Genomic DNA, 26,402 nt, shown 5'->3' on the forward strand with positions numbered 1-26,402 from the left:
CTTTCTACCACCAGAGACGGAGCGAGCGGGTGCCTTCCGTATCCCGGGCGGCAGCCTTGATGTGCTTACCCCTTACCTGGAAGTGTCCCTCGCCGAATACGGCCAGCAGGGCCTTGTGGGCTAGGATGTTGATCAGGCGGGGCGTACCGCGGCTGGCGCGGTGCAACCCCTTGATGGCGCCGGAGGAAAACAGCTCTTCGCCCCGATAACCGGCCACCCGCAGGCGGTGGGCCACGTAGGCCGCCACCTCGCGACGCCCCAGTCCGGGCAGGCGGTAATGGAAGGCGATCCGCTGTCGCAGTTGCCGGATTTCCGGCATGCCCAGTTTTTTGTCCAGCTCCGGCTGTCCCAGAATGACCCACTGCAGCAGTTTGCGTTTTTCTGTTTCCAGATTGGAAAGCAGGCGCAGGGCCTCCAGACTCTCCAGCGGCATGGCCTGGGCCTCGTCGATGCAGACCACGGTGGACTTGCCCTCCCGGGCGATATCCAGCAAACGCTTGTTGAGGGACTTGAGCAGGTGGTACTGATCGATATCCGGCGCCACCTTCAACCGCAATTCCTCAGCCAGGGCCAGGTAGAGGGTACGGGGCTCAAGGTTGGGGTTGGGCAGATAGGCGGTAACGAACTTGTCGCCCAGATTCTGCAGGAGACGGCGGCAGAGCAGCGTCTTGCCGGTGCCGACCTCCCCGGTGATCTTGACGAATCCTTCTCCCGCGCGAAGCGCCACCAGAAGGGTATTCAAGGCCTCCTGGTGGCCGGTGGTGGCGTAGACAAAACTGGTGTCGGGCGTAATCCCGAACGGATACTCCACCAATCCGAAATGCTTCAGATACACAGCGCCCCCCCGGCTCCGGCAGATGTCATTGGGGCAGGGTTCTCCGGGGATCGAAATCGTCGATGCGGGACTGGGTGTTCTGCAGATCGGACTGCCAGTCGGATTCGTTCTGGATAACCGTTGGCTTGAGCAGGATCACCAGCTCCCGCTTGTTCAGGGCCTTGGATTTCTGACCGAACAGGTTGCCGAGAACCGGGACCTGATGGATACCTGGCAGACCGTTACTGGTATCGGACTGGTCCTGGGTCATCAAGCCACCGATGGCCACGATCTCCCCGTCGCGAACCCGCACGATGGTATCGGACTCGTTGATCCGGCTGGTGGCCAGGGGCAGGGTCATGGCCAGATCCGTACCCAGGCTCAGACTCTTGTTCTTCTCCGTCACCACGCTGATGGAGGGGTGGATGTGCAAGGTGATCAGGCCACTCTCGTTGATCTGGGGCGTCACATCCAGGGCAATGCCGGAGAAGAACGGCTGCAGCGTTACCGTCGGGGTGGTGGTGGTGGTGGTGGAAGCAATGGTGGTGGAACTGACGTTGGTCACATAGTATTCGTCGGTACCGACCTTCAGCACGGCCTTCTGGTTATTCAGGGTGGCGATGCGGGGGCTGGACAGCACCTGGGTATTGCCCTGGGTCTCCAGGAAATTCAGCAGCGCGGCGAAGCTCTTGGTGCGGAATGCCAGGCCGAAGAAACCGTTGGTACCAACCGACCCCAGATTTCCATCGGTCCCCGGACGAATGGAAGCATTGTCAGAGGTCAGCGCTCCTGACGGAGACAGGGATGTGCCATTGGCAGCCACGCCAATGGTCGTGTGGCCACTGAAGGACGCCCAGTTGATGCCCGACTGATAGGCATCGCTCAGGGCCACATCGATGATCTTGGCCTCGAGCATGACCTGGCGCTCGATAATGGCCTGGGTGGCCCGCAGATACTGCTCCACATTGCGCAACTCACCGGGCATGGCACGCACCAGAATGACGCCGGAGTGGGAGTTAATAATGACGCTACGCCCGTCCTCCGTCCCGACGATGGCTCCCAGAGCCGTCTTCAGTTCCGTCCAGAAGTCAGCATCCTGCGAGGTGTAGACACGGCTACTGTCCTGAGCACGAGTTGCGCCGGCACCAGCACCGGTGGTGCCGGAGGCAGTGGCAGCCTGAGCCTGGGCGGAAGAGGTCGAACTGCCAGAGGAACTGGCACCAGGGGAAACCACACTGATGGAACTGGAAGTCACCCGCACATCGCTGGAACCCTGACGCCGGCCGGCCAAGTAATTAACCTGGAAGACCCGGGTCTGCATCGCATTGGACATGACGGTGATGCGATTGCCCTGCACCCGGAAGTCGTAACCATACAGGTCCCGCAGGCTTTCCAGCGCCTCCCGCAGGGTGACATTTTTCAGATTGACCGTGATCGAGCCCGCCACTTCCGGCGGCACCAGCATGCTGTAGCGGGTACCGGAAACCAGCGCCATGAAGACCTGGGACGCAGGAGCATTGGTCACCGCCAGGTCAAAGCGAGGCTCAGCCGGCGGCGCCTTGGGCACATCCAGTTGCAGCGGCGGCAGCAATGCCTGATTCACAGCATCGGCACTGGCGGAGCGATTGGCATCCACCGCACCTTTCATCTCGCTCTGGATACGCTCATAGGTGGCACCGGGCTTCCCTCCCGAGGTAACGCAACCGCCGAGAAACAGGGAGGCCAGAATGCCGATCAAGGCTCGCTTCATAAATTACCCCTTTGGTTCCTGCGCCCGACGGGCTTGGGAACTTCAACTACCGTCTTCTTGTTCACATCGGGAGTCATGCGTAGAACCTCGCTCCCCAAAGGCCCTTTCAGGACCACTTCATTTTCTTTTATCTTGACCAGAATGCTATCGCCCACTTTGCCGCCCAGGGGGACCATCGCACCGCTGATGACTGCCACCGGAGTTCCCTGCCGGCGCAGCACGACTGACTGCAGGACGGGGCCGGACACCGCCGCACCGCCTTCCGGAGAGACATGAACCCAGGCCTCCGGTGGCCGGGTAGGATCAGGCGGAGCACTATCGTCAGCGATGGCAGGCATCATCGCCAAACAGCCACCCCAAAACACCAGGCATTTGATTCGTGTCATAGGACCAACCACGCCTTATCCAGGCTGAGGGTATAGACCCGCAGGGTCAGAATGGAACGGGGATACACATCAACCTTCAGTTCCGCCCCCTCCCATAGCAGCCGCTCTGGTGCCGACTCCAGATCGGCCAAATAGCCAAGGAGGTCGCCATAGCTGCCGGCCAGGCGTATCTCGATACCGTGGCGGTAAAGATTCAACTCGGGAGTGCTGGCAGCACTCGGACCATCGATGGCCGGCACCGGCGCCACGGTACGCAGACCCAGCATCTGCAGGCTCTTGCGACGCCCCATCAGGCGTTCCAGCAGGGCCGGAGCAGCCTGGGGGGAAACGAGGGTGCCATCAAACGATTTCAGTTGTCCATCCAGGTTGGTAACCCGGCTCTTCAGGGTCTGCAGAACCTGGGCGCGATTCGCCGCACTGTTCGCCAGTTCCGACTGCACATCCTTGAGCTGCAGGGAAAGGCTGGCCGCCTCGCTTTCACGCTGCTCCGCCAGGGCAGTCTGAGCCCGGACCCGAATCAGAGGAGATGAAAGCAGCAAGGCATCGCCAACAAACAGCACCAGAACAACAGCAGCCACCGCTCCGATGGTCCTCTCCCGCTTGTTGCGAGCATCAAACCATGCCAGCCAGGCCAAAAACTGCCCCTTCATTGCCCACTCCCCTTGCTCTCGGTTGCGTCCCGCTCCCCGGCAGAGGAAGAGCGCAAAGGTTTCAAGACAAAATTCACGTAATTCTGGGAAGGCCTTGCGGCCGGCTCGGACGGTTTGGCGGCACCAGCCTGCGGCACATCGGGCGCATCCGGCAGGCGGACATCCAGAGCGGCAAACTCCCGTCCGACAAAAACCGGCTCCCGGTTGAGGCGACGAATGTATTCGGGCAGCAGGGACTGGTCCGTCATGCGCCCGCGAATTTCCAGCCCTTTACCCCCTGCCCCCAGGGAAAAGCCGGTAAGCCACAGACCAGGCAAGGATTGACGGGCCAAGCCGCGGAAATAATCGGCAAAACCCTGGCCCTCCTTGGGCGAACCCTGCTCCAGCAAGGCCAGCACCTGTTCGCGCTCGGTCACGGCGCGCTGCAGGCGGGATAGTTCGGCATCCTTGTCCACCGGGACCTTGGCGGCCGCCAGTTGCTGGCTGGCCTCCTGCAGTTTTGCCTTCAACTGGGAGACAGATTGCTCAGCAGCCCTGGCCCGTTCAGTGGAAGACGCCAGACGGTAATGGGTCACGCCGGCAGCAACGAGGAAAAATACCAAAAGACCGGTAACAGCGAGGGCCAGATTGCGCCCGGTAATCCACTCTTTCTCGGGAAGCAGGGAAGGATGGAACAAATTGATTTGCTGACTCACACCACCCCCTTAACGCATCGCACAACCGAGCAACTTCAGGCACTGGGCCTGACGCTCGGGATGGCGCAACTCGGGAATACCCGGGAAATGCAGAACGTTCTGCAAGTCCAGGGTTTCGACCGGCACATAAACATTGGGGGCCAGGGTGGCCTTCAGCCCATCACCACCGGGCACCTGGGCCAACCAAAGCTGCCCCATGGGGACGAAACTATACTGGCGATCAAACGTGTCCAGGGTCCGCTGGACCTCAAGCACGATGCGGTCGAATAGCTGCTCACGACGTTCGTCCGCAGCCCCTTCCAACGCCTGGCGACTGACATCGATGCGGCGGCTGACATACAACTCGCCCTGAGCACTGACCGTCAGCAGGCCGCCATCGTCGTCGAAAGTCAGGAGAGCGACGGCCCTGTTGTCCTTTTCCAGCAAGGCGGCGATATTGCGCTGCCCCATATCGGGAACATCAATGGCTTCCAGTTTGAGTCCGGCGCCGACCACTGCCGCAGCCAGCGGCGACAGCACAGCATTGGCTGCAACTACCACCAGCACCTGTTGCGCCCGCCCACTGCCCTGCTGACCGGGAACATCCAGCACATCCAGGGTTGCCGCCTCTACGGGATAGTCCAGCATGTCCTTGATCTGCCAACGCAAGGCTTGCCGCCGCTCGTCGAGAGGCACACTGGGCGCCTCGACCTGCAACACCTGGAAGTCACCAGAATTGAGCATGACCACGCAACGATGGGAATGCAGGCGCTTTTCCTTGCGCAAACGCTGCAAGGCCCCCTGCAAATCGCCTCCCGTGGCGTAGGACTCAAGCAGAACGACCTCGGGCATCTGTCCGGGAGCCTGCTGCACATGGGCCAAATCCACCCGATCCTTCAGGCAATTTATGGCCAGCCAACCATCCGACCGTTTGGCGGATGCGCTAGAGATAGAGGGGGCGGACAGGGAGATGGACATAGACGTCTTGATATTTCACTAAAAGATAACAATATATGGGCCTAATTACTATGAATTTTTACCCACATCAGTAGTTCTCCCGGTAATACAGGTAGGCCCCACGATTCAGGCCAAACGCCGCTCTGGCTGACGGATCCCGGTCAAACAAGGCACTGCCATCCCAACGCCCTGTCATATAACTCATGGCAGCAGAGCTAGTTGCCGCACAGTTGGCATCGCCACCCAAATCCACACAGACACGGAAAGTGGAGCGCAAACCGGGAGAGGCAAAGCGCAAGCGCCCCTTGCCCGCGGCAATCTGCGTCACGGTTGGCGCCCCCAGGGTTGCTGCGGTCTCACCAGCCACCCTGGCCGAGGCTACGTTGGTTGGCTGAATCGCGGTGCAGTTGTCCTGGGCATTGAGCACAAAGGCCAGGCCGTTCCAGAACCGGGCTTCCATGCCGACAGACAGGGGCAGCAATTCGGATCCATAGGCCGTCGTCAGTTGCAGCAAGCCGAAACGGACCGCCGTCGTCGCCAACTTGGCCCGCTCATTGCTGCCGGACTGGTCGGCATCCAGATTCAGCGCCGTCGCTGCCAGCGAAACACCATCCTGGTCCCGGGGAACTGCGCCAATGGTGAAGCTCGCGTAGGGCCCGTCAGCGGTTGCCGCGCGATTCAATACGAGGTTGCCGGTAATCGTTGCAACCCCGGCACACCACCGATTGGTCGGAGACCCGCTGCAGGCAGTAGAGACTGTGCCGGGCGTAAAACCGAGGCGGGTTCCGCCCCCCCCGGGAAAGACCGTGGCACTCCCGGTGGCAGGGTTATCCAAGGCCCAGAGATTGAAGTTGTTGCTATCCAGGGGGGTGGCGCCGGCTGCCGCCAGCCAATTACCCATGGTCAAGCGGGAATAGCCGCGGCCAAAGTCGTAGTTCTCCGTAGTAGAACCGCCAACAGCCTTGGCCGCTATGGAGAAGCCAAGTCCGATGGGTTCCCCCATATAGGTGAAACCATCCAGGTTCCGGTTGCTGCAGGTCGTCAGTTCGCTGCGGTTATCAAGAGCAACGGCCGACAACTCGAAATGATCGGGGATGAAACGCCCCCAACTGGTGGCGGACGGCGTCCCGATGTTGCAGCCGTACTTGCCGTTACTCAGCGTATTGGAGGTGCTATTGACGATGCAGTCATCCCGCCCGTTTTGGTCAACGGTCGTGAAGGTATTATCGATTAGCGCATCCACCGGCAAGGAGAAATAGCCAACTTCCCGATACTGACAGGTACCACTGACAGTTCCCGAAGAAGTGTCTGCCGCTGAAAACGCGCACGACAGGGGTGCAGGGGAAATGGCACCACTACTGGCCACATCGATGACATTGGCGGTGACGATACTGGGGGTTCCGCTGTAATTGCTACTCGGACTGGCCGTCGCCGAAAGGGAAAAATCTGAGCCGGCCTTCACGGTCATGGCTGCACCGGCCCCATTGCTTGAAGCCACCAGATCCGTGCTGCCAACCTTGGCTGTAACGTTGGTCAGCGAAAGGGGGCGGATGGCAAAGGTATCGGAGGAGCAGGCAGTGGTCGTGCTGTCCTTCATCCGGACCAGGACGTTGCTGTAAGCCGAATTGATCTTGAAAGTCGGCGACAACTTGAAGCCCTTGTCGGTCGAAGTAAACGACATCGTCGTCGAGGCAAAACTGGACTTGGCCGAACAAGTTGCCGCCTGGTTGGCCGTCGTACTGTTGTCGATCAACTCCACGGTGACAGTCTTGTTGGAGGTCAGCGCGTAGTTGGAGTCGATACCGGTCCCAGCACTATTCAAGACGGCGATATTCAATGCGAAATCAACACCGACAAGCTTGGTATAGATGTGGGCGCCGGCCTGCTGCACATTGATATCCGTTCGGGCCATGGCGCTATCGATGGCATTAAATCCGCTTGCCGTAGTGCCATTGGGCGGGATGATGCTTTGAGCGCAGACCCGCAGACCGGATATTTCATGGATATTGGTTGAGGACCCGGTGGAGCCGGTAAAGGATATCTGCCAGTTGTCCGGCACCGGGACCTGGGCAGTGGTCGGGGTAAAACCTGGGGCATAGGCATCAAAGGGGGCCAGAAGATTTACATAACCAGTGGTCGGACAAAAATCGGTACTGCAACTGGTATCCCGATTCACCTGAATCTGGGCCGTCTTGTTGGCTGTCGTGTAGTTTCTGGCGTCAATGACCACTTGATAGTAGTACCCGCGGGACGCCACCGAGGATGTGCGGTTGTCAATGGTATTGCTTCCGCTCTGCACTGCAGAGCGGGCCAGATAGGGGTAGCCCAGGCTGTAGAGATTGGCCGGCGTAGTCGCAGCGTATGAACCGCGCACGGCAACCACTTGGCTGAAGTAGCCCGGTCCATCTATACGCCCCTCAGTGGGATTGGTGTAGTTGCCAAACTCGTCGAAGCCGACGCCGATCCACCCCCCGGCAAAGCCAACGATCCCAGACTTCTGTGCATACCCCAGAGAACCACCAAACGCTCCCGGATTCGGCGCCACACTGTAATCGGACAGAGTGACGGCCAGACCATCCGCACCGCTACCGTTATAGGCAAACTGCCGGAATTCCACGGATATGTAGTTACCGGCCGCAGGGAAAATGGCCCCCAGGGTTGCGGAGGTAGCCTCGTTGGTATTGTTGTCCGTCAGACGCAAACGGCCACTGACAAATGACGGCGTATAACTGCGCGGCCCCAGCGTACTGACCGTCCACTTTGAATTGAAGATACCGGAGGTCAGATTGGAACCGGTGAAACTGTCGCAATAGCAGGTGACGCCGGACGGGACAAACGGGGGAACAGAGCACTGCCCCGGATTGGGAGAGCCGGGCTGGCCGGTCACGAAACTGCCGAACAGCGTAAGCCCGGACAGGTTGACGCTGTTCGCCGTATAGGAACTCAAGGCCAGCACCGGAGATGTCCACGCACCGCTGGTGTACCTGCTTCCGGCGAAAGTGGACACCTGGGCCCCACCCAGAATATCGGCAGCAACAAACTGGAAAGTTGCATTGTAGGACCCGCCGCTGGGTAGGGAGGTAAGGGTGTCTCCGGTAACGCCAAGAGTCCAGTAGCGATTCACATCCATCAGGGGATTGATACCGGAGGTGTTGATCTGGGGATGCTGCCCCTTGGTCGTGCTCCCGGTCAGGGTGCCCCCGCTGATGCCGGCAAACCAGGGGAAGGCAATGGTCATGGGGGCATAAGCGCTGGTATCGCCAATGGGATAGGTGCAGGTGGCGTTATAGGGCGGGAAGCTCAGGCGAAGATTGCCGATGACGTAGCTGGCGGCGCTGCCGCCGCTGATGCTGGCCGGGCAATAGGTTCCGGTAACTGCCAGCACATAGCTGCCGGCAGTGATGTTTCCCGAAGTCAGGGTCAACGTGCCGGGCACCGTGACATTGCGGCTCAAGGTCACACCGGCGCTGTTGTTCATGGTCATGTTGCCCAGGCTGGAATCCGAGCTGCCGCCAATGGTCTGGGCCGAGGTGCCATTGAAGATCCAGCTGGTATTGGGCAGGGCGATACTGCCGTTATTGGTCAGCGCCCCCTTGATGTTCAACGTCGAGTAGTTGGATGAAGAAACCGTGCTGCCGCTATTGACGGTAAAGTTGGTCACCACATTCTGGCTGTTGTAGAACGTGGCGGCCTGGGTACCCGCTTTCTGGAAAATCAGATTGGCGACGGTCAGCGCATTTGAACTGGTCAGGTCGCCACCGACGTTGAAAGTCGTAGCCGTTAATGGCGCATTGGAAGTGGCAGTCCCGCTCACCGTCATGGTGCCGGCCGTCAGGCCGGTGGCACCGCTGTTATTGAGATTGCCACTGACGGAAAGCGCAGTACGCACAGTCATCGGACTACTGCTGGTCACATTCCCCGTCACCGTCAGATTGTCGACGGTAAAGGTTGACCCCGTATTGGAAACGCTACCGCCGACAGTAATGTCGAAACTGCCATTACTGCCATTATCCAGGATGGAGCCGGAATTGGTGATATTGCCACTCACCGTCAACGTCTGCGTCCCAGTTCCTGTCTGGGTCAGGGAGCCGGAGTTGATGGTCAGGGACGCAACCGAACTGCTGGTATTGAAGGAAATAGCATGGTTGTTGATGGTGGCGCTGTCGATACTGATGGGAGGCCCGTCTCCCGGACCAGAGCCGCAGTTCCAGGTAGCTGCGGCACTCCAGTTGCCGGAGGCGGCAGACACACAGGCCCGAGGAGCCGGTGTGTAATCAACAAGTATCTGGATGTGGTCCACGTAAACGATGTGTGCCGCGCCCGAACTACTCGCTTTGGTGGCGGCAAATGCGACACCAAAAGCACCCGCATTCACGGTCGCCGGAGTCCAAGCGGCTCCCCAAAGGTTCGTGGCTCCACCATGACTTTCCACCACATCTGAAGTGGTATATGCCGTCGCCGTTGCCAAATTAGAACCCACCACGACACCACCCGAAACCAGGCTTACGGATGAGTCCCTGCTGCCACCATTACCAGTCAACGATGAGCGTCGTTCGACATTGACGGTGATGCCGTTGATCGTGGCCCCCGCCGGAACGGCAAAGCCGAAGTCATGACAATAAAGGTACTGGGAGATAGTCCCGTCCAGGGAAACCGTCGCGTAGGAGGTGTTGGAACTCACCGCCCGCCCGGGATTTGACCAAACCTGGGTGCCGATGCCAGCCAGGTTCTCGCAGGCCGTGGGGCTGGCAGTCAGGGTCACAGCAAAAACACTGGAGCCGGCCATCATCATCACCAGCAAGAACAGTGATTTAATGATTAGGTTTTTCACGCAGGAACCCCGCGTGCAATGGTTGATCATGGGCATGCCGGTGTCACTCCATCAACGACGCAGCCGGTTGTCACGCGAACCTGCCGCTCCACATAGTCGTTCCCGACGGCTTCAACATCTTCGCAAGAACCAGAGTCGGGAACGTTACAAGCCGTTGACGTGATCTCATAGACCCTAACGGCGGAACCGCTTTCGTCAGAACTGGCTACACGTGTGCAGTCCACACTGGCCACAAACCCGACAAGCTCCGTCCCGGCAAAAGCAATGTCGGTCCCGGCACTGCACTGCCCAGCCCGCAACAGCTGAAACAGCCCCCACTCAGCGCCGGCCCGGGCCGCCTGGTATGCCCGCGCCCCTTGCACATCCTGGGCGCTGCCCCGGTTCTGGGCCGAGGTCAGCCACAGCATGTAGGTTGCCAGGGCGGCAAAGAGAATCAGCAGAAACACCGCGGTGATGATCGACACCCCGCGTTGCCGCTGACGACCAGGCAGAACGGGCTTCATGGCACGTTGCTCACATGCACCTGATGCAACAGGGTCACTGACTCGCCGGCTTCCTCCAGCGTCAGGGACATGGAAACGACGCCCATACGGGTATTGGCCACATTGGCATCGTAAGTCATGGTGCAGGCATTGGCGCGATTGGCTACCCGATCGGCAAGCAGTACCGGCGCCACGCCGGGAGGGGTGGGCTGGACCGCCCCCACCAGGGCGTAGCCCGAATAACGGCGCAGCAACCCGGCATCCGGATTACATTCATAGGTCACGCGCTGGTTCACGATGAAGAAGCGGGCGCCGGGAGAAGGAACCGGAAAACGGAAGGCTGCAAACTGAACCACACCGGCAGGGGTAATGCCCGTGATGGGCACCATGTTGTTGCCGGTATAGGCATCCGCCCCCGAATCCGTCCCCAGATTGGCAATGGCGACATGGTCCCCCGCCTGAAAAACCGGTGGAGTACCCAGTACGTCGAAGCCGTTGGTGTCCGCTATGCCAAATTCCAACGGATTGCCACCACCGGCTGCCGTCGGATCAGTACGGTAGCGCCCACCAACTCGGGTCTGCAGAAACTCCAGGTAACGCACGTTGCCGACGGCAGTTATGCGGATGCTGTTGGGCAGAGCCAGGCGCAAATCCCGCGCCATGCGGCGCAGGGCGGTGTCCGCAGTGTCCGTCAGACGGGCCCGGCGCTCCGTATCGAAATAGCCTTCGATGGGAATCCGGATGAACATGCCCACCAGCGAGCCGGCAATCCCCAGCAGTACCATGGCGACAATGGCTTCGATCAGGGTGAAGCCCCGCTGACGATGACGCGCCTGACTCATGGCGACACCCGCGGCGCATGACGGGTACGGAAACCATCGAGGCTGATCCGCGTGTTGTTGGGCCCCGTCACCGTGACATTGACCAGCAGAGACTCCGTCGCCGAGATGCCGGCGATACCGAGTTCAGAAATGGTCACCGAGGCCTGATAGCCTGCGGGTGCGGCAATACCGGAAGAAAGATCGGTTGCGGCAATGTTCTTCGGCGTACCAAAGGCATCAACATAATCATTGACGTTGTCGAACGGACGCGCCTCGGTCACTCCGGAGAAAGTATCCGGCCCCACACTCTCGATCAGTGCGGGAGTGCACTGGGCCGTGTTGGTGGCCGAAAGAAAATTGGGATCCTGGGGTTGGCAAAAGGTGAATCCGGCGGAGGTGATTTCTTCCATCAGGGATTCGGCCAGGGCCAGGGCCTGCTTTTGTGGCAGGGGGTCCGCGCTGAAACGGATGGCTGTGCTCATGGCCGACAGCAATCCGGCCACGCCGATGCCGACCACCAGCAGGAAAACGATGGTTTCAATAAGCGTAAAGCCGCCCAGGCGGCGGCTCACGGTACAACCAGAAGGAATCGGGAGCTCAACGATGGACATAGCCGCTTTCGCCTTCCACCGTCAGCGTGAAACCACCCTCCTGCCCACTGACGTTAACGGTCACGCTGGTTGTTGGCGACAGACGCCCCAGAGGATCGAAATTCAATTGCATCGGCGCCAGCGCCACACCATCGGGAATCGCCAGAATGTAATCGCCCGAGGCATTGGGATGGGCCAGGGAAGTATTGCAGGCATCGCCGGAGAAGGCTGACTTGCTAACACTGACCGTTGCCCCCGCCACAACCACACACACCTGCCGACGCTGGGCGACGGCGGTGCGGCGGGCATCCTGCAACAACACCTGCAACTGGTCGGAAAACCCCCGCCCTTCAAAGCCATGACGCCCGGCGAACCTGGGCGCCGCATAGGCCGCCAGGATACCGAGCACGATCATGACCACAACGAGTTCGGGCAGGGTAAAGCCCCGGGAGGAAGAGAGGGGGCGCCGGCCGTAGCGGACCATCAGGCCCTCCTCTCCATCATGCATCAGCAGCCGCTAGTGACGACCGTGTAGGTAGGCTGGGTGTTGGCGCCAGCAGGAGTATAGGTCACCTTGCAATTGGCCGGAGTAGTGGCCTTGGCATGCTGGATGCCGGAGGTACCATCCATCGAAAAATCGGACGCCGGGCTCAGGTCCATCACGGAACTCAGGGCGGCGGCATTGGCAGCATAGCCGTAAACCACGCTGACATTGACGGAGTTGGTGGCGGAGATGGTGGTGGGACCGGCACCCAGAGCATTGCGGGCGGCAGCCTTGCCGTAAATCATGACGTTGGCGGAACGCATGGAAGCTTCCACACCACGGATCACGCCGGCACGGGCATCACCGCTCAGGTCGATGAACTTGGGCAGGGCGGTCGCAGCCAGGATACCCAGAATGACGATCACCACGATCAGTTCGATCAGGGTAAAACCTTTTTGTTGGCTTTTCACAGTAAAGACTCCTTTAGAAAAAAATCACAGACATTCGGAATTGGCGGTTGCAGTGCCGATGACCGGCGCGATGACCGTAGTGGTACCGGACATCTGGGCAGACTGGTAGGTAAACTGGCAGTTGGTGCCGGTGCCGCCGGGGACCACAATGGTCAGGGTGTTGGCAGCACCGGAGCCGCCACCGCTGGTCACATAATCCACCCCGGCGCCGGCAGCAGCCCCCGCCAACAACCCGGCAGCGGCGACAATACCATTGGCATCAGCGGTCGGATACTGAGCGACCCCGGTAATATTCACGCCTTCCATCGGAATATTGATTACGGTAGTGCCATCGGCAGGACAGCTTCCGCCGGTACCGGCACGAGCCAGGCAAGTGGCGTGGAACAGAGCGGAGGCGGCACGCACGGAGGCTACCGCCCCCTGCAACTTAGCCTGGCGCGCCTGGACCTGCAGATTGACAAAACGGGGCAAAGCCGTAGCCGCCAGGATGCCCAGGATGATGATCACAACGATCAGTTCGATAAGGGTAAAGCCCTTCTGCTGGGCCCGGATCAACTTCATTACTCTCTCCCTGCGGGTGAAGCCGCGTAATGTTTTGGCAACCACCCGCACGCACATTGGCCGGTGATACGCATGCCCTCAAATACTCGCCCATGCGACGGGGATTCCCGGTACACGGCGTCGATTGTGAACTCTACGCTTTCAGACGTAATTTCGTTTGTGAAAAAGTTCTCGGAATACCTTGGGCGATAAAGGATTTTCTTTCGCTCCGCATCAAAGTACCAGCCCCCGATTTGTAAATTTCCGTAATCCCCGGCAATTACCCCGGCATAGGCCGGAACAGCGCCATGCAAGGCAGGAAAGGGATTCTCGGTTTCCAGACGAGCCAGGGCTCCATCTCCTTCCGTTCCGATACGGGCGGCCGCTTCCAGCCACACGCCTGCCCGTATTGTATCCAGCACAGAAATCACGGCGGTGCGCTCCACCGCCATCTGCACTTCCCTCAACCGGTGCAGCAGCCCTGCCAACAAAACTAAAGCAATCACCAAAACGACCAACAACTCGAAACGGGATGCCCCCCTGATCCGACGGTCCATCGCCATCAGCGCTTGAAGGCAACCTTGCCCAAGTCCCAGATCGGCAGGAAGATGCCCAACGCCAGAACCAGCACCAAGATGCCAAGGGCCACGATAAGAATCGGCTCGATCTGCTGGGAGAGGTTTTTCAGTTCGTACTCGACCTCACGCTGATACATGTCCGCCACTTCTTCCATCATGTCGTCCAGGGCGCCGGATTCCTCGCCGACAGCCACCATCTGCAACACAATAGGGGTGAATACCCGGGCGCTGATGGCAGTACGCAGGACGGACTCGCCCCGCTCCACACCTTCGCGCATTTTCTCGATCTTGTCCGCGATGAAGACATTGTCCACTGTCTGGGCCACCACGCTCATGGCCTGCACCACTGGCACACCACTACGCACCGCCAGGGCGAAGCTGCGGGAAAAGCGCGCCAGCGTGGCCTTTTCCACGATCTTCCCGGCAATGGGAACCCGTAGCTTGGTCCGGTCCCACAGGTAGCGCCCCATGGGTGTCGCCACCCAGGCGCGGAAGGCGAATATGATCCCGACCAATCCCGCCAGCAGATAGGGCCAGTCGGCCACCATGAAATCGGAGAAATTGATGAGCAAGCGGGTCATGAAGGGCAACTCTGCGTTGAAGCCCTTGAACACCTGGGCAAAAGCAGGAATCACCCAGATATTCACAACCACGATGGCAATCGCCATGGCTGCCACGACAAAGCTTGGATAACGCAGGGCCGACTTCACCTGGTTGCGCATGAACTGCTCGAAATCCAGGTGGTAGAAGAGACGGAGGAATATCTCCTCCAGCCGACCGGTCATTTCCCCCACCCGCACCATGGAGAGATAGAACGGGGGGAAAACAGTCGGGTGACGCGCCAGAGACGCGGACAATTCACGGCCGGAATCCAGGCTCTCCCGCACTTCCTGCAGCAACCGCTTCATGGCGCCGTTGCTGCTGGATTCCTGCAAGCCGGCCAAGGCGCGCATGATCGGCACGCCGGCCTTGAGCAAGGTATAGATCTGGCGGCTGAAAAGCAGCACGTCCACGTGACGGACTTTTTCCGCAAACAGGGTCAGGTTGAACTTGAGGCCGGCCCCGTCCTCCTGCTTGGGCGCCGGCTTGATTTCCAGCGGCGTAATCCCCTGCAACAACAGTTGATCGGCCACGGCCGAGGCAGACATGGCCTCCAGGGAGCCATTGACCAGGCCACCGCCGCTGCTGCGGCCCCGATAGCTGAAATTGGCCACGCTCAGTCTTCCGTCTGGCTGGCCACGCGCATGGCCTCGTCAATGGTGGTACGGCCCTGACGGGCCAGGCGTACCGCATCCCGGCGCAGGGTGTTGCCGCCCATCTGCTTGCGGGCTGCCTGCATGAAGATGGAGGGATCGTCCTGATTGGTGGCTTCCACCACCTCGCTGGTCATTTCAAGCATTTCCCATACACCGGTACGCCCCTGGTAGCCAGTTCCGCCGCAATGGGGGCACCCGGCACCCTTCTTGAAGTGGTGACCGTCGAGCTGCTCGCCCAGCTCATAGCGCAGCCACTCGCGCTCGTGGGGCTCCGGCACATGGGGCGCGGCACAGGAATCGCAGATCACGCGCACCAGACGCTGGGCCAGGACCAGTTGCAGGGACAGGGCCACCATGTAGCGCGGCACCCCCATGTCGAGCAGGCGAATGGGCGTGGAGATGGCATCGTTGGTGTGCAGGGTGGACAGCACCAGGTGGCCGGTCATGGCGGCCCGCATGCCGATTTCGGCCGTCATCTGGTCGCGCATTTCGCCCACCAGGATGATGTCCGGATCCTGGCGCAAGGCCGTACGCAGCACCCGGTCGAAGGAAAGATCGATTTTTTCGTGCACCTGCACCTGGTTGATGCCCGGCAGCCGGTATTCCACCGGGTCTTCCACGGTGATGACCTTCTTTTCCGTGGTATTCAGTTCGGACAGGGCCGCATACAGGGTGGTGGTCTTGCCGGAGCCGGTGGGTCCGGTGACCAGGACGATGCCGCTGGGACGGTGGATGGCATGCCGCAGACGGTCCAGGATATGGGCCGGCATGTGGATGTTGTCGAGGCCGAGGATACCGTTGGACTGGGCCAGGATCCGCATCACCACCGACTCGCCGTACTGGGTGGGCATGGTGGAAATCCGCACGTCCACCGGATTGTTGCGCACCTTGATGTTGAAGCGTCCGTCCTGGGGCAGGCGCTTTTCGGAGATGTCCAGGCCGGACATCAGTTTCAGGCGCAGGGCCACGGCAGTGGCGATTTTCGGGTCGGCCTCGGTCTGGATGTGCAGCACGCCGTCGATGCGGAAGCGGATGCGCAGGCGCGCCTCCTGGGGCTCGATGTGGATGTCCGACGCGCGGGTGCGCAGCGCTTCCTCGAACACGGTCTGCAGCAGTTTCACCACCGGCGCATCTTCGGCGCCCGGGGTCAGCCCCAGCAGTTCGCCGAATTCGATGGGCATGTCGCCCAGCTCCGCCTGCAGTTCCTTGGCCAGGCCGGAGATTTCCTCGGTACGCCGGTACAGGCGGTCGATGGTGACCAGCAGCTGGCTCTCGGTCACCACCGCCAGCTCGATATCCCGCCGGACGAGGCGGACGATTTCGTCGTAGGCCAGCAGGTCGGTGGGATCCACCAGACCCACCAGCAGGGCGCTGCCCCGGTCTTCCAGGGGAATGGCGCGGAAACGGCGAGCCTGGGCCTCGGGCAGCAGCTTGGTGAGGTCCGGCTTGACGTTGAAGGTCTTCAGGTCGAAGAATGGGATGCGCAACTGGCGGGCCAGCGCCTGGGAAATCTGCTCCTCGCTGACGTACCCCCCATCCACGAAAATGCGGCCCAGCTTGCGGCCGGTCAGCTTTTGCTCTTCCAGGGCCAGCTTGAGCTGTGCTTCGGTCAGCAGCCCTTGCTGAATCAACAGGTCACCGAGTCGGATTTTCTCCGGCCGCGCCATAAAATCTCCAATCTGCTTTAAGATTGACGCTTAATTTTTTGAACTATAGCGCTTTTTTACCAACCAACCCAAGCCGCATCGTGCCTTCGTGACCGCCATCATTCTTTACCAGCCCGAAATCCCGCCCAACACCGGCAACATTATTCGCCTTTGCGCCAATACTGGCTGTGAATTACATCTCATCGAACCTTTGGGATTCGATCTTTCGGACAAACAATTGCGGCGGGCGGGGCTGGACTACCACGAATATGCCAAAGTCACACACCATGGAGACTGGCAGAGCTGCCTGGTAGCCATGGCGGGACGGCGCATCTTCGCCCTATCCACCCGCGGCGGACAACGTTACGACACGGTGCGATATCGGCAAGACGATGCCTTCGTTTTTGGTCGGGAAACGGCAGGTTTGCCTGAGGAAATCCTGTGCCAGTTTGCCCCGGAGCAACGACTGCGCCTGCCGATGCTGCCGGACCAGCGCAGTCTCAATCTTTCCAATGCCGCCGCCGTGATGGCGTTTGAAGTTTGGCGGCAACTGGACTTTGCCGGCGGCCGTTAGGTCATCGGCAAATCAGCCCTGCTCGGGCTTGGGGTCCCGGGAAAGCAGCTGGCTCGCCGCCTCGGCGGCCGGCAGGTCGTGGTGCAGCACCGCATCCACGGCGGCAGTGATAGGCATGTCGATGCCCAGGCGACGGGCCAGTCCGGCCACCTCGGCGGCCGTGCTGACACCCTCCGCCACATGCCCCAGATCCACCAGGGTCTGGGCCAGGGTCTTGCCCTGCCCCAGGGCCAGGCCGACCCGGCGGTTGCGGGACAGGTCGCCGGTACAGGTGAGGATCAGGTCACCCATCCCCGCCAGGCCCATGAAGGTTTCCCGCCGCCCGCCCAGGGCCTCACCGAGACGGGCGATTTCGGCCAGTCCCCGGGTCACCAGGGCCGCCCGGGCATTGAGTCCCAGGTCCAGGCCGTCGGCGATGCCGGTGGCAATGGCCAGCACATTCTTCACCGCACCACCCACCTCCACCCCCACCACATCATCGTGGGCGTAGATGCGCAGGCGCTGCGTATGCAGCTGCCGAGCCAGGCGGGCCGCCAGTTCCCCATCGGCGGAAGCCAGGGTGATGGCCGTCGGCTGCTGCCGCGCCACTTCATCGGCAAAGCTGGGGCCGGAAAGGGCGCCGCAGGGATGATCGGCGCCCAACTCTTCCGCCACCACCTGGTGCGGCAGCTTGGCGGAACCAGCCTCCAGGCCCTTGCAGGCCCACAGCACGGGTACCCTACCGGCCAGGCCGGCAGCCTTGAGGCTGCGCAGGGTGGGACGCAGACCGACCAGGGGCGTCGCCACCAACAACAGGTCGGCATCGGCGGCGGCCCAGGCCAGGTCGGAGCCGACCTCCAGCCCCTCGGGGAACGAAACACCCGGCAGGTAACGGCTGTTGGCCCGCTCCCGGGCCATGATCTCGGCCTGGGGCTGCTCCCAGGACCACAGACGGACCCGGTGGGCCGGAGCAAAGGCGATGGCCAGCGCGGTTCCCCAGGCGCCGGCACCTAGAACGGCAATATTCATGGATGGATCAATACTTAAAGGCCCCAGACCTGGTTGGCCCGGAGATAGCCGGTCTGGCCGTCCCGATGCCGGACTTTGGCCCAGCCGGCCGGACCTGCTTCGAGAAGCTCGAGGGCAACCCCCTTTTCCGCCTGGAACGCCAGGGGCGAGGCGGTATCGGCGGCTTGGTGCACCTCGGCCCGGTCCGCCGTCACCTGCAGGGTACGGCGATCGGCCAGGGCCGCCCGCTCAATCCAGGCCAGCCCGCCGGCCGCATCCCGGACCTTGGCCCAGCCTTCCAGATTGACCACCACTTCCACCGGGGTATAGCGGCGGATGATGAACTGGGGCACCCCCTTCTTCGAGGGCGAATCGTAGAGGATGGCGGCAGCCGAGCCTTCGCCCGGCTCCACCGAACGGTAGTCAGCCGCCTGGACGGCCAGGGCCGGCAGGCAAAGAAGCAGGGCACGCGACAAAACCGTCATCCAAGAAGATACGCGCTGGCACATGTCCTACCTCCGGCTGCCGGTTGAATTACTGGATGGGAACTTCGTTGGCACCAGCCTGCTGGGCTTCGGCCTGACGGGCCATGTAGAGGGCCTCGAAATTGACCGGCTGCAGCACCACGGGGGCAAAGCCGGCGCGAGCGATGGCGCTGGAAACCACTTCCCGGGCATAGGGGAAGAGCACATTGGGGCAGGCGATGGCCAGCAGGGGCTCCAGGTTTTCTTCCGGCACGTTGCGGATCTGGAACACGCCGGCCTGGCCGGCTTCCACCAGGAACACGGTCTTGCCGTCTTCCAGCTTGGCGGTGACGGTGACGGTCAACACCACTTCAAACATGCCGTCGCCCAGACCGGAGCCTTCGCTACGCAGCTGGATGTCCACCTGGGGGGAGGTCTGCTCCAGGAAAATCTGGGGCGCATTCGGCACTTCGACGGACAGATCCTTGACGTACAGCTTTTCGATGGCGAAAACGGGGGATTCGGCTTGGCTCATGGTTTGGATTTCCAGTGATTCGGTTGAAAGGGAGACTCAGGACTCGTCGGCCAGCAGGGGCACCAGCCCCCCGGCACGGTCTAGGGCATAGAGGTCGTCGCAGCCGCCGACGTGGGTGTCGCCGATGAAAATCTGGGGCACGGTACGCTTGCCGCCGGTCTTTTCCATCATTTCCTCGCGGCGGGCCGGCTCCAGGTCCACCCGGACCTTCTCGATTTCGGCCACGCCCTTGCTCTTGAGCAGTTGCTCGGCGCGGATGCAGTAGGGACAGACGGCGGTGGAATACATCAGAACACGTTTCATGACGGACTCCTCAGGCCTTGCCGCGGGACAGGGGCAGGCCGGCCTGGGTCCAGGTGCCGACACCGCCGGAGAGATTCACCACCTTGGCAAAGCCGACCTTGCGCATCTGCTCGCAGGCCTTGGCGGAACGGATGCCGGAAGCGCAGCAGACCACGATGGCCCGGTCTTTGTACTGGTCCAGGGAAGCCAGGTGTTCGTCCAGCTTGTTCAGGGGCGTGTTGCGGGCATTGGGCAGGTGGCCGGTGGCGAACTCGGCCGGATCGCGCACGTCGATCACCAGGGCATCTTCCCGGTTGATCAGCAGGGTGGCGTCGGTGGCGGAAACGGCCTTGCCGCCATTGCCGCGCAGCAGGGAAACCACCAGGGCCAGGCCACTCGCCAGGACCAGACCGACCAGAAAAGCGTTCTGCTTAATAAAATCCAAACCAGACTCCGTAAGGGGTGATGAGGGGAAAACGACTCGGGGAGATTACCGCAACCAAGCCCCCCAGGGGTGATTCTAGTGGCCGCTGCCCTGGGGCACGCCGCAGAAGACCTCGCGCATCATGCCGATCAGTTGCAGGGTACGGGCGTCGCCCACCCGGTAATAGACCCGGTTGGCGTCCTTGCGCGTCAGCAGCACGCCCTTCTCCCGCAGGATGGCCAGGTGCTGGGAAATATTGCTTTGGGAGGTACCGACGGCATCGACGATTTCCTGCACGCAGGCTTCCTGATCGCCGACCACGCAGAGTATCTTCAGGCGCAAGGGATGGGCGATCGCCTTCAGCGCCCGGGCGGCCAGTTCGATATGTTCCTGCTTTTCAATCAAGTTAAAGGAAGCTTCCACCGCGGCACTTCTCCAGTAAAACCCGGGCTGGCGAACGGCTGCGTCGGGCGCGGAAGCTCCGGACAGGCTCGTGGCTGGGGCGAAATCATTATAAAATAATCCATTAATCTAGCCTACCGAGTGCCGGCTCGATTTAATCCACATCAACCGTCTTTGCAGTAGTGCGGTCAAAAACCCCTCTCCCCACCCCCAATCTGGCCACAGCCCCATGTACAGGACCGCACCGCCGCAGCGCCCCCTGACCTGCCCCACTCTCCACTTTTCGCGGGTAATGCCAGGGTGAGCGGCACGCGGCATTCCAGCACATCCACCTCGCCACGGCCAAGCGGCCTCGGGCGAACCTTTCTGCTGGCCCTGTTGGGCGGCCTGGCCCTGTACCAGTCCGCCACTCTGGCCGCCACGCCGGCGACCAAACCCGCCGCTTCCAGCAAAACGCCGGCCAAGGTGGTGGTACAGAAGGCGCCGCTGAAAAAGTCGGCACCGCCGACCAAGGCACCTGCCAAAACCACGGCCAAGCTTGCGACCAAGGCCGCGCCGGGCAAAGCCCCGACCAAAGCCGCCGTCACGCCGCGCAAAGCGGCGGCGGTTGCCGCCGGCGTGACGGCCGGCGCCGTTGCCAATCCGGAGCATCAGGCGGAAAGCAGCAAGGCCGACCTGAAGGAGCTGCAGGGCCGCATCGACAGCCTGCGCAAGGAAGTGGCCACCGCCGAGGAATCTCGGGCCGACGTGGCCGACCAGCTGAAGGATGCGGAAAAGGGCATCTCCAACCTATCCCGGGACCTGCGCCAGCTGTCCGGCCAGCGGGGCAACCTGCAGAACACCCTGCAGCAGCTGGCCAGCCAGGCTCGGGAACTGGAAGACACCCTGGCGGGCCAGCGCACCCAGCTGGAGCAACTCCTGATCCGTCAGTACATGGAAGGGGGCGAGGGCTCCGACTCACTGCGCCTGCTGCTCAACGGCGACAACCCCAACCAGATGGCACGGGACCTCTACTACCTGTCGGCCGTGGCCAAGGCGCGCACGGCCCTGCTGCAACAGATCGGCAGCACCCTGAAGCAGAAGAAGGCCCTGGCCGAAGACACCCGCAACCGGGAAACCGAGCTGGCCGAGGTGGAAGCCAAGCAGAAGGAGCAGCACCAGCAGCTGCTGGCCCAGAAGAACCAGCGCCAGGCCACCCTGGCCAAGATTTCCCAGCAGATCGAATCCCGCCGAAAGGAAATCGGCGCCCTGCAGCAGGACGAAAAGCGCCTGACCCGCCTCATCGACGGCCTCTCCCGCATCATCGCCCAGCAGAAGGCCCGGCCGCCCAAGCCCGAAACCAAGCCCCGGGCGCCGGCGGAACGGCCCGCCGGAAGTGGCGGTCAAACACCCGGCATCGACAACGACAAGACCCCAGACGCAGGCCTGGCGCGCTTCTCCGGGGACTTCGCCCGCCTCAAGGGCTCCCTGCGCCTGCCGGTGCGGGGCACCGTCAGCAACCGCTTCGGCACTGCCCGCCAGGAAGGCAGCACCTGGAAGGGCCTCTTCATCCGGGCCGCAGCCGGGGGTGACGTCCATGCCGTGGCCGCCGGCCGGGTGGTCTTCGCCGACTGGATGCGGGGCTTCGGCAACCTGCTGATCCTGGACCACGGCGACGGCTACCTGACCATCTACGGCAACAACGAATCCCTCTACAAACACGTGGGGGAAACGGTGAAGCCGGGCGAGGTTGTCGCCGTCATCGGCAACAGCGGTGGCAACCCGGAATCCGGTTTATACTTTGAACTTCGCCATCAAGGCCAGCCGCTCGACCCGCTCAAATGGGCGAGCTTGAAGTAGGAGACTTTTTGTGAAGATGGGCAAGCCGTTGAAACAGGTGGGACTGATCGGGGTCGGCATGGTGGCCGGCATCCTGCTGTCGGTCCAGATTTCCGCCATCGCCGACAAGGAAACCCGGGCCGGGCTGCCCGTCGAGGAGCTGCGCACCTTCGCCGAAGTCTTCAACGCCATCAAGCAGGGCTATGTGGAGCCGGTGGAAGACAAGAAGCTGATCACCAATGCCATCTCCGGCATGCTCTCCAATCTGGACCCCCACTCCTCCTACCTGGATGCGGATTCCTTCAAGGAACTGCAGGTCGGCACCCAGGGCGAATTCGGCGGCCTCGGCATCGAAGTCGGCATGGAAGACGGCTTCGTCAAGGTGGTTTCCCCCATCGAGGACACCCCCGCCTTCCGCGCCGGGCTCAAGGCCGGCGACCTGATCGTCAAGCTGGACGACACCCCGGTCAAGGGCATGACCCTCTCCGACGCCGTCAAGCGCATGCGCGGCAAGCCCAAGACTCCCATCACCCTGACCATCGTGCGCAAGGGCGAGCAGAAGCCCATCGTCGTCACCCTGAACCGGGAAGTGATCAAGGTGCAGAGCGTCAAGTCCAAGCTGGTGGAACCGGGCTACGGCTACGTGCGCGTCACCCAGTTCCAGGAAAACACCGGCCCCTCCCTGGTCAAGCACCTCTCCGACCTGTACAAGGACGGCGCCCTCAAGGGTCTGGTGCTGGACCTGCGCAACGACCCGGGCGGCCTGCTCAACGGTGCCGTCGGCGTCTCCGCCGCCTTCCTGCCGGCCAAGGCCCTGGTGGTGTCCACCGACGGCCGTACCCCGGACGCCAAGCACCAGTACTTCGCCAGCGCCGAGGACTACCTGCGCGGCAGCCGCGACGACTACCTGAAAAACCTGCCCGCCGAAGTGAAGAAGGTGCCCCTGGTGGTGCTGGTGAACGGCGGCTCCGCCTCCGCCTCCGAAATCGTCGCCGGCGCCCTGCAGGACCACAAGCGCGCCGTGGTGCTGGGCACCCAGACCTTCGGCAAGGGCTCGGTGCAGACCGTGCTGCCCCTGCCCGGCAACACCGCCATCAAGCTCACCACCGCCCGCTACTACACGCCCAACGGCCGTTCCATCCAGGCCAAGGGCATCGTGCCGGACATCAATGTGGAAGAGTCCGCCAACGGCGCCTCTCCGGAGCGCCTGCGGGAAGCCGACCTGGAACGCCACCTGATCAACGACAAGGAAAAGGAAGCCGCCGCGGCGCCCAAATCCAAGGATGGCAAGGCCAACGGCAAGAACAAAGGCAAGGAAGAGGATGAGAAGTCCGAACTGCCGGCACCGGCCGAATTCGCCTCCAAGAGCGACTACCAGCTGAACCAGGCCCTCAACCTTCTCAAGGGTCTGCAGATCATGCAGAATAAGCCGTAACGAGCCTAACAGCAGAACCTCGGGGAGAGGGCCATGAAACGAGTCGCCGCCAAGTTGTCGCGCCGTCTGGATACTCAAAAGAAGCGGGAAATCCTGTTTTCCCGCTTCCCCCCGGGGCAAGTGCCTGAAGCCGCCGATCTGCTGACCGGCCTGGAAAACCTGGACGCCGTGCCCGAGACGGAAAAGCGGGCCGTGGCCGTCGCCTACGACCTCACCGACTACACCTACCGGGGCCTGGAAGAAGGCCTGGTGGACCAGGGCTTCCACCTCGACAACACCCTCATGAGCAAGCTGATGCGGGCCCTCATCTACTATGTCGAGGAAACCCAGCTGCACAATCTGGAAGCACCCGAACGGCCCCTCAAGTCCTCCTCCAAGGCCTACGCCCAGGCCTGGGAACGCCACCCCCACGGGGACCACGACGAAACCCCGCCCGAATGGCGGGAATACAAATAGGCCGCACCGGCCACGCCCCAGGGGCCGCAACAGCGGCCCCTTTGTTTTGCCTCGCCGCGCACAACGGCCCCTTTGTTTTGCCCGCCGCCCCGACGGCCCTTCTAGCCACGCCCAGCCCCTCGCCATGAACGACCAGCAACTGCTCCGCTACAGCCGCCACATCCTCCTCGACCCCATCGGCATCGAAGGCCAGGAACGCTTTCTCGCCGCCCGGGCCCTGGTCATCGGCGCCGGCGGCCTGGGCTCGCCGGCGGCGCTGTACCTGGCTGCTGCCGGCGTCGGCACCCTGGCCCTGGCCGACGGCGACACGGTGGACCTGACCAATCTGCAGCGCCAGATCCTGCACACGGAAGCCTCCGTCGGCCAGCCCAAGGCCGAATCCGGGCGGGACGCCCTGCAGCGCCTCAATCCGGAAACCCGGGTGGAAGTGATCGCCCGCCGCCTGGAAGGGGCGGACCTGGAGGCCGAAGTGGCCAAGGCCGACGTGGTGCTGGACTGCTGCGACAACTTCGCCACCCGCCACGCGGTGAACCGGGCCTGCGTCAAGCTGGGCAAGCCCCTGGTCTCCGGCGCCGCGGTGCGCTTCGACGGCCAGATCAGCATCTTCGACACGCGCCAGCCCGGGGCGCCCTGCTACCACTGCCTCTTTCCCGAAGGCGAGGACGTGGAGGAGGTGCGCTGCGCCACCATGGGCGTCTTCGCCCCCCTCACCGGCATCATCGGCACCCTGCAGGCGGCCGAGGCCCTCAAGCTGCTGGCCGGCTGCGGCCAGACCCTGGGCGGGCGGCTGCTGCTGCTCGACGCCCTGACCATGGAATGGCGCACGGTGCGCCTGCAGAAGGACCCGGGCTGCCCGGTATGCGGGAGCCGATGAAGGGCAGCTGAAAGCACCAAGCCTGAAAGGCAATAGGGACGCCACTTTCCGCCGTGCATAGGCGAAGAATGGCGTCCCTATTGCCTTTCAGTGACGCTGTATTTGGGGAATATCCGCCGCCGGCTCAGGCCAGGCGGGCCAGGATGCGCAGGTCGCCGCCCACCTGGCGCAGGTCGTGCCACCGCAGGCGTTGCTGCTGCTCCAGGGAGGTCAGCTCGGGCAGGCCGAAGAGGCCCAGGGCCGGGTTGCCCAGCAGGGTCGGCGCCAGGTAGAGCAGCAGTTCGTCCACCAGCCCCGCGGCCAGCAGGGCGCCGTTGAGGCCGGCACCGCCTTCCACGTGCAGTTCATTGATGCCCCGCCGCCCCAGCTCCAAGAGCAGGGCAGCCAGATCCACCCGGCCAGCGGCGTCGGGCAGCAGCAGCACTTCGGCACCCTGGGCCGCCAGGGCCGCGGCCTTGGCCGGGTCCGGGTTGGCGGTGGCGATGAGGACCGGGCGGCCGTCCAGCAGACGGGCCGTGGGCGGGGTTTGCAGGCGGCTGTCCACCACCACCGGGCGGGGCTGGCGCTCCGTGTCGACGCCCCGCACATTGAGCAGGGGATCGTCGGCCAGCACGGTGCCGCTGCCGCTGAGAATGGCACAGGCCCGGGCCCGCCAGCGGTGGCCGTCCTGGCGCGCCTCGGCCCCGGTGATCCACTGGCTCTGGCCGTTGGCCAGGGCCGTCCTGCCGTCCAGGCTGGAAGCGGCTTTCAGGCGCACCCAGGGGCGCCCTCTGGTCATGCGGGAGACGAAACCGATGTTGAGTTCCCGGGCCTCATTGGCCAGCACGCCGGCACAGACTTCGATACCGGCCTGACGCAGGATGGCCAGGCCGCGGCTGGCCACCAGGGGATTGGGGTCTTCCATGGCCGCCACCACCCGGGCGACGCCGGCGGCTACCAGGGCTTCGGCGCAGGGCGGGGTGCGGCCGTGGTGGCTGCAGGGTTCCAGAGTGACGTAGGCGGTGGCGCCCCGGGCGGCTTCGCCGGCGGCGCGCAGGGCATGGACTTCGGCATGGGGTTCGCCGGCCCGCACATGCCAGCCCTCGCCGACGACGACGCCGTCCCTGACCAGGACACAGCCGACCCGGGGATTGGGGGAGGTGGAGAACAGCCCCTGTTCGGCCAGGGCCAGGGCCCGGGCCATGTGGGCGTGGTCGGCAGCGGTGCCGGGGGCGGCGGGCAT

28 protein-coding genes are annotated in these 26,402 nt (G+C 62.5%); 5 read left to right on the forward strand and 23 right to left on the reverse strand.

Annotation, left to right across the window (positions count from 1 at the left end):
- Positions 1–4 precede the first annotated feature (4 nt).
- The 16 genes from OEL49_RS15855 to OEL49_RS15930 form a co-directional block, all read right to left on the reverse strand.
- Positions 5–811, reverse strand: coding sequence for an ExeA family protein (locus OEL49_RS15855; protein WP_235832442.1), 807 nt, complete (start codon positions 809–811; stop codon positions 5–7).
- A gap of 49 nt (positions 812–860) precedes the next feature.
- Positions 861–2,552, reverse strand: a complete 1,692-nt coding sequence (gene mshL / locus OEL49_RS15860; protein WP_235832443.1) for a pilus (MSHA type) biogenesis protein MshL — start codon at positions 2,550–2,552, stop codon at positions 861–863.
- 8 nt (positions 2,553–2,560) lie between these two features.
- Positions 2,561–2,950 (reverse strand): hypothetical protein, encoded by a 390-nt coding sequence (locus tag OEL49_RS15865; RefSeq protein ID WP_287875599.1) that lies wholly within the window; start codon positions 2,948–2,950, stop codon positions 2,561–2,563.
- The gene (locus OEL49_RS15870; protein ID WP_014236391.1) at positions 2,947–3,600 is read right to left on the reverse strand and encodes a hypothetical protein; all 654 of its coding nucleotides are present in this window, start codon (positions 3,598–3,600) and stop codon (positions 2,947–2,949) included. Before OEL49_RS15870 ends, OEL49_RS15865 begins: the two co-directional genes overlap by 4 nt.
- The gene (locus OEL49_RS15875) at positions 3,597–4,295 is read right to left on the reverse strand and encodes a hypothetical protein (protein WP_014236390.1); all 699 of its coding nucleotides are present in this window, start codon (positions 4,293–4,295) and stop codon (positions 3,597–3,599) included. The genes OEL49_RS15870 and OEL49_RS15875 overlap by 4 nt, the downstream gene beginning before the upstream one ends.
- Positions 4,296–4,304: 9 nt before the next feature.
- Positions 4,305–5,252, reverse strand: a complete 948-nt coding sequence (locus OEL49_RS15880) for a hypothetical protein (protein WP_014236389.1) — start codon at positions 5,250–5,252, stop codon at positions 4,305–4,307.
- A 67-nt stretch (positions 5,253–5,319) separates the two neighbouring features.
- Positions 5,320–10,098 (reverse strand): DUF6701 domain-containing protein, encoded by a 4,779-nt coding sequence (locus OEL49_RS15885; RefSeq protein WP_014236388.1) that lies wholly within the window; start codon positions 10,096–10,098, stop codon positions 5,320–5,322.
- Complete coding sequence (locus tag OEL49_RS15890) at positions 10,089–10,565, reverse strand: hypothetical protein (RefSeq protein WP_014236387.1); 477 nt, start codon at positions 10,563–10,565, stop codon at positions 10,089–10,091. The genes OEL49_RS15885 and OEL49_RS15890 overlap by 10 nt, the downstream gene beginning before the upstream one ends.
- Positions 10,562–11,386: a type II secretion system protein gene (locus OEL49_RS15895; RefSeq protein ID WP_014236386.1), complete on the reverse strand. Its 825-nt coding sequence runs from the start codon at positions 11,384–11,386 to the stop codon at positions 10,562–10,564. The genes OEL49_RS15890 and OEL49_RS15895 overlap by 4 nt, the downstream gene beginning before the upstream one ends.
- Positions 11,383–11,976 carry a type IV pilus modification PilV family protein gene (locus OEL49_RS15900; RefSeq protein ID WP_014236385.1) on the reverse strand — a complete coding sequence of 198 codons (594 nt, stop codon included), beginning with the start codon at positions 11,974–11,976 and terminating at the stop codon, positions 11,383–11,385. Before OEL49_RS15900 ends, OEL49_RS15895 begins: the two co-directional genes overlap by 4 nt.
- Positions 11,963–12,439, reverse strand: a complete 477-nt coding sequence (locus tag OEL49_RS15905; protein WP_014236384.1) for a prepilin-type N-terminal cleavage/methylation domain-containing protein — start codon at positions 12,437–12,439, stop codon at positions 11,963–11,965. The genes OEL49_RS15900 and OEL49_RS15905 overlap by 14 nt, the downstream gene beginning before the upstream one ends.
- A gap of 23 nt (positions 12,440–12,462) precedes the next feature.
- Positions 12,463–12,909 carry a type II secretion system protein gene (locus OEL49_RS15910; protein WP_014236383.1) on the reverse strand — a complete coding sequence of 149 codons (447 nt, stop codon included), beginning with the start codon at positions 12,907–12,909 and terminating at the stop codon, positions 12,463–12,465.
- Between the two features lie 24 nt (positions 12,910–12,933).
- Positions 12,934–13,470 (reverse strand): prepilin-type N-terminal cleavage/methylation domain-containing protein, encoded by a 537-nt coding sequence (locus tag OEL49_RS15915; RefSeq protein WP_014236382.1) that lies wholly within the window; start codon positions 13,468–13,470, stop codon positions 12,934–12,936.
- Positions 13,470–14,012, reverse strand: coding sequence for a hypothetical protein (locus tag OEL49_RS15920; RefSeq protein ID WP_043797842.1), 543 nt, complete (start codon positions 14,010–14,012; stop codon positions 13,470–13,472). Before OEL49_RS15920 ends, OEL49_RS15915 begins: the two co-directional genes overlap by 1 nt.
- Positions 14,012–15,175 (reverse strand): type II secretion system F family protein, encoded by a 1,164-nt coding sequence (locus tag OEL49_RS15925; RefSeq protein WP_083834016.1) that lies wholly within the window; start codon positions 15,173–15,175, stop codon positions 14,012–14,014. Before OEL49_RS15925 ends, OEL49_RS15920 begins: the two co-directional genes overlap by 1 nt.
- A gap of 68 nt (positions 15,176–15,243) precedes the next feature.
- Positions 15,244–16,914, reverse strand: coding sequence for a GspE/PulE family protein (locus OEL49_RS15930; protein ID WP_238526338.1), 1,671 nt, complete (start codon positions 16,912–16,914; stop codon positions 15,244–15,246).
- Positions 16,915–17,038: 124 nt separating this feature from the next.
- Between OEL49_RS15930 and OEL49_RS15935 the strand changes: the two genes are divergently transcribed.
- A complete protein-coding gene (locus OEL49_RS15935; protein WP_014236379.1) occupies positions 17,039–17,503 on the forward strand; it encodes a tRNA (cytidine(34)-2'-O)-methyltransferase in 465 nt (154 codons plus the stop codon).
- Positions 17,504–17,515: 12 nt separating this feature from the next.
- Here the strand turns inward: OEL49_RS15935 and OEL49_RS15940 are convergent, their stop codons facing one another.
- From OEL49_RS15940 to OEL49_RS15965, 6 genes are all read right to left on the reverse strand, one after another.
- Positions 17,516–18,511 carry an NAD(P)H-dependent glycerol-3-phosphate dehydrogenase gene (locus tag OEL49_RS15940; RefSeq protein ID WP_014236378.1) on the reverse strand — a complete coding sequence of 332 codons (996 nt, stop codon included), beginning with the start codon at positions 18,509–18,511 and terminating at the stop codon, positions 17,516–17,518.
- 14 nt (positions 18,512–18,525) lie between these two features.
- A complete protein-coding gene (locus OEL49_RS15945) occupies positions 18,526–18,975 on the reverse strand; it encodes an SH3 domain-containing protein (protein WP_130459355.1) in 450 nt (149 codons plus the stop codon).
- 49 nt (positions 18,976–19,024) lie between these two features.
- Positions 19,025–19,489 (reverse strand): protein-export chaperone SecB, encoded by a 465-nt coding sequence (secB, locus tag OEL49_RS15950; protein WP_014236376.1) that lies wholly within the window; start codon positions 19,487–19,489, stop codon positions 19,025–19,027.
- A gap of 36 nt (positions 19,490–19,525) precedes the next feature.
- Complete coding sequence (grxC, locus tag OEL49_RS15955; RefSeq protein WP_014236375.1) at positions 19,526–19,792, reverse strand: glutaredoxin 3; 267 nt, start codon at positions 19,790–19,792, stop codon at positions 19,526–19,528.
- A 10-nt stretch (positions 19,793–19,802) separates the two neighbouring features.
- On the reverse strand, positions 19,803–20,216 hold the full coding sequence (locus tag OEL49_RS15960; RefSeq protein ID WP_014236374.1) for a rhodanese-like domain-containing protein: 414 nt from the start codon (positions 20,214–20,216) through the stop codon (positions 19,803–19,805).
- 75 nt (positions 20,217–20,291) lie between these two features.
- Complete coding sequence (locus OEL49_RS15965) at positions 20,292–20,618, reverse strand: ArsR/SmtB family transcription factor (RefSeq protein WP_014236373.1); 327 nt, start codon at positions 20,616–20,618, stop codon at positions 20,292–20,294.
- Positions 20,619–20,975: 357 nt separating this feature from the next.
- Here OEL49_RS15965 and OEL49_RS15970 point away from each other — a divergent pair, with 357 nt between their 5' ends.
- The 4 genes from OEL49_RS15970 (at position 20,976) to OEL49_RS15985 (ending at position 25,180) form a co-directional block, all read left to right on the forward strand.
- A complete protein-coding gene (locus OEL49_RS15970) occupies positions 20,976–22,436 on the forward strand; it encodes a murein hydrolase activator EnvC family protein (RefSeq protein WP_287875611.1) in 1,461 nt (486 codons plus the stop codon).
- Between the two features lie 16 nt (positions 22,437–22,452).
- Entirely contained in the window at positions 22,453–23,850 is a 1,398-nt protein-coding gene (locus tag OEL49_RS15975) for a S41 family peptidase (RefSeq protein WP_043798861.1), read from the forward strand.
- 33 nt (positions 23,851–23,883) lie between these two features.
- On the forward strand, positions 23,884–24,306 hold the full coding sequence (locus tag OEL49_RS15980) for a hypothetical protein (RefSeq protein WP_014236370.1): 423 nt from the start codon (positions 23,884–23,886) through the stop codon (positions 24,304–24,306).
- A gap of 124 nt (positions 24,307–24,430) precedes the next feature.
- Positions 24,431–25,180 (forward strand): HesA/MoeB/ThiF family protein, encoded by a 750-nt coding sequence (locus OEL49_RS15985; RefSeq protein ID WP_205230128.1) that lies wholly within the window; start codon positions 24,431–24,433, stop codon positions 25,178–25,180.
- A 124-nt stretch (positions 25,181–25,304) separates the two neighbouring features.
- Here the strand turns inward: OEL49_RS15985 and ribD are convergent, their stop codons facing one another.
- The gene (gene ribD, locus OEL49_RS15990) at positions 25,305–26,402 is read right to left on the reverse strand and encodes a bifunctional diaminohydroxyphosphoribosylaminopyrimidine deaminase/5-amino-6-(5-phosphoribosylamino)uracil reductase RibD (RefSeq protein WP_205230129.1); all 1,098 of its coding nucleotides are present in this window, start codon (positions 26,400–26,402) and stop codon (positions 25,305–25,307) included.

Source organism: Azospira sp., from assembly GCF_030247495.1.
Lineage (GTDB): Bacteria > Pseudomonadota > Gammaproteobacteria > Burkholderiales > Rhodocyclaceae > Azospira > Azospira oryzae.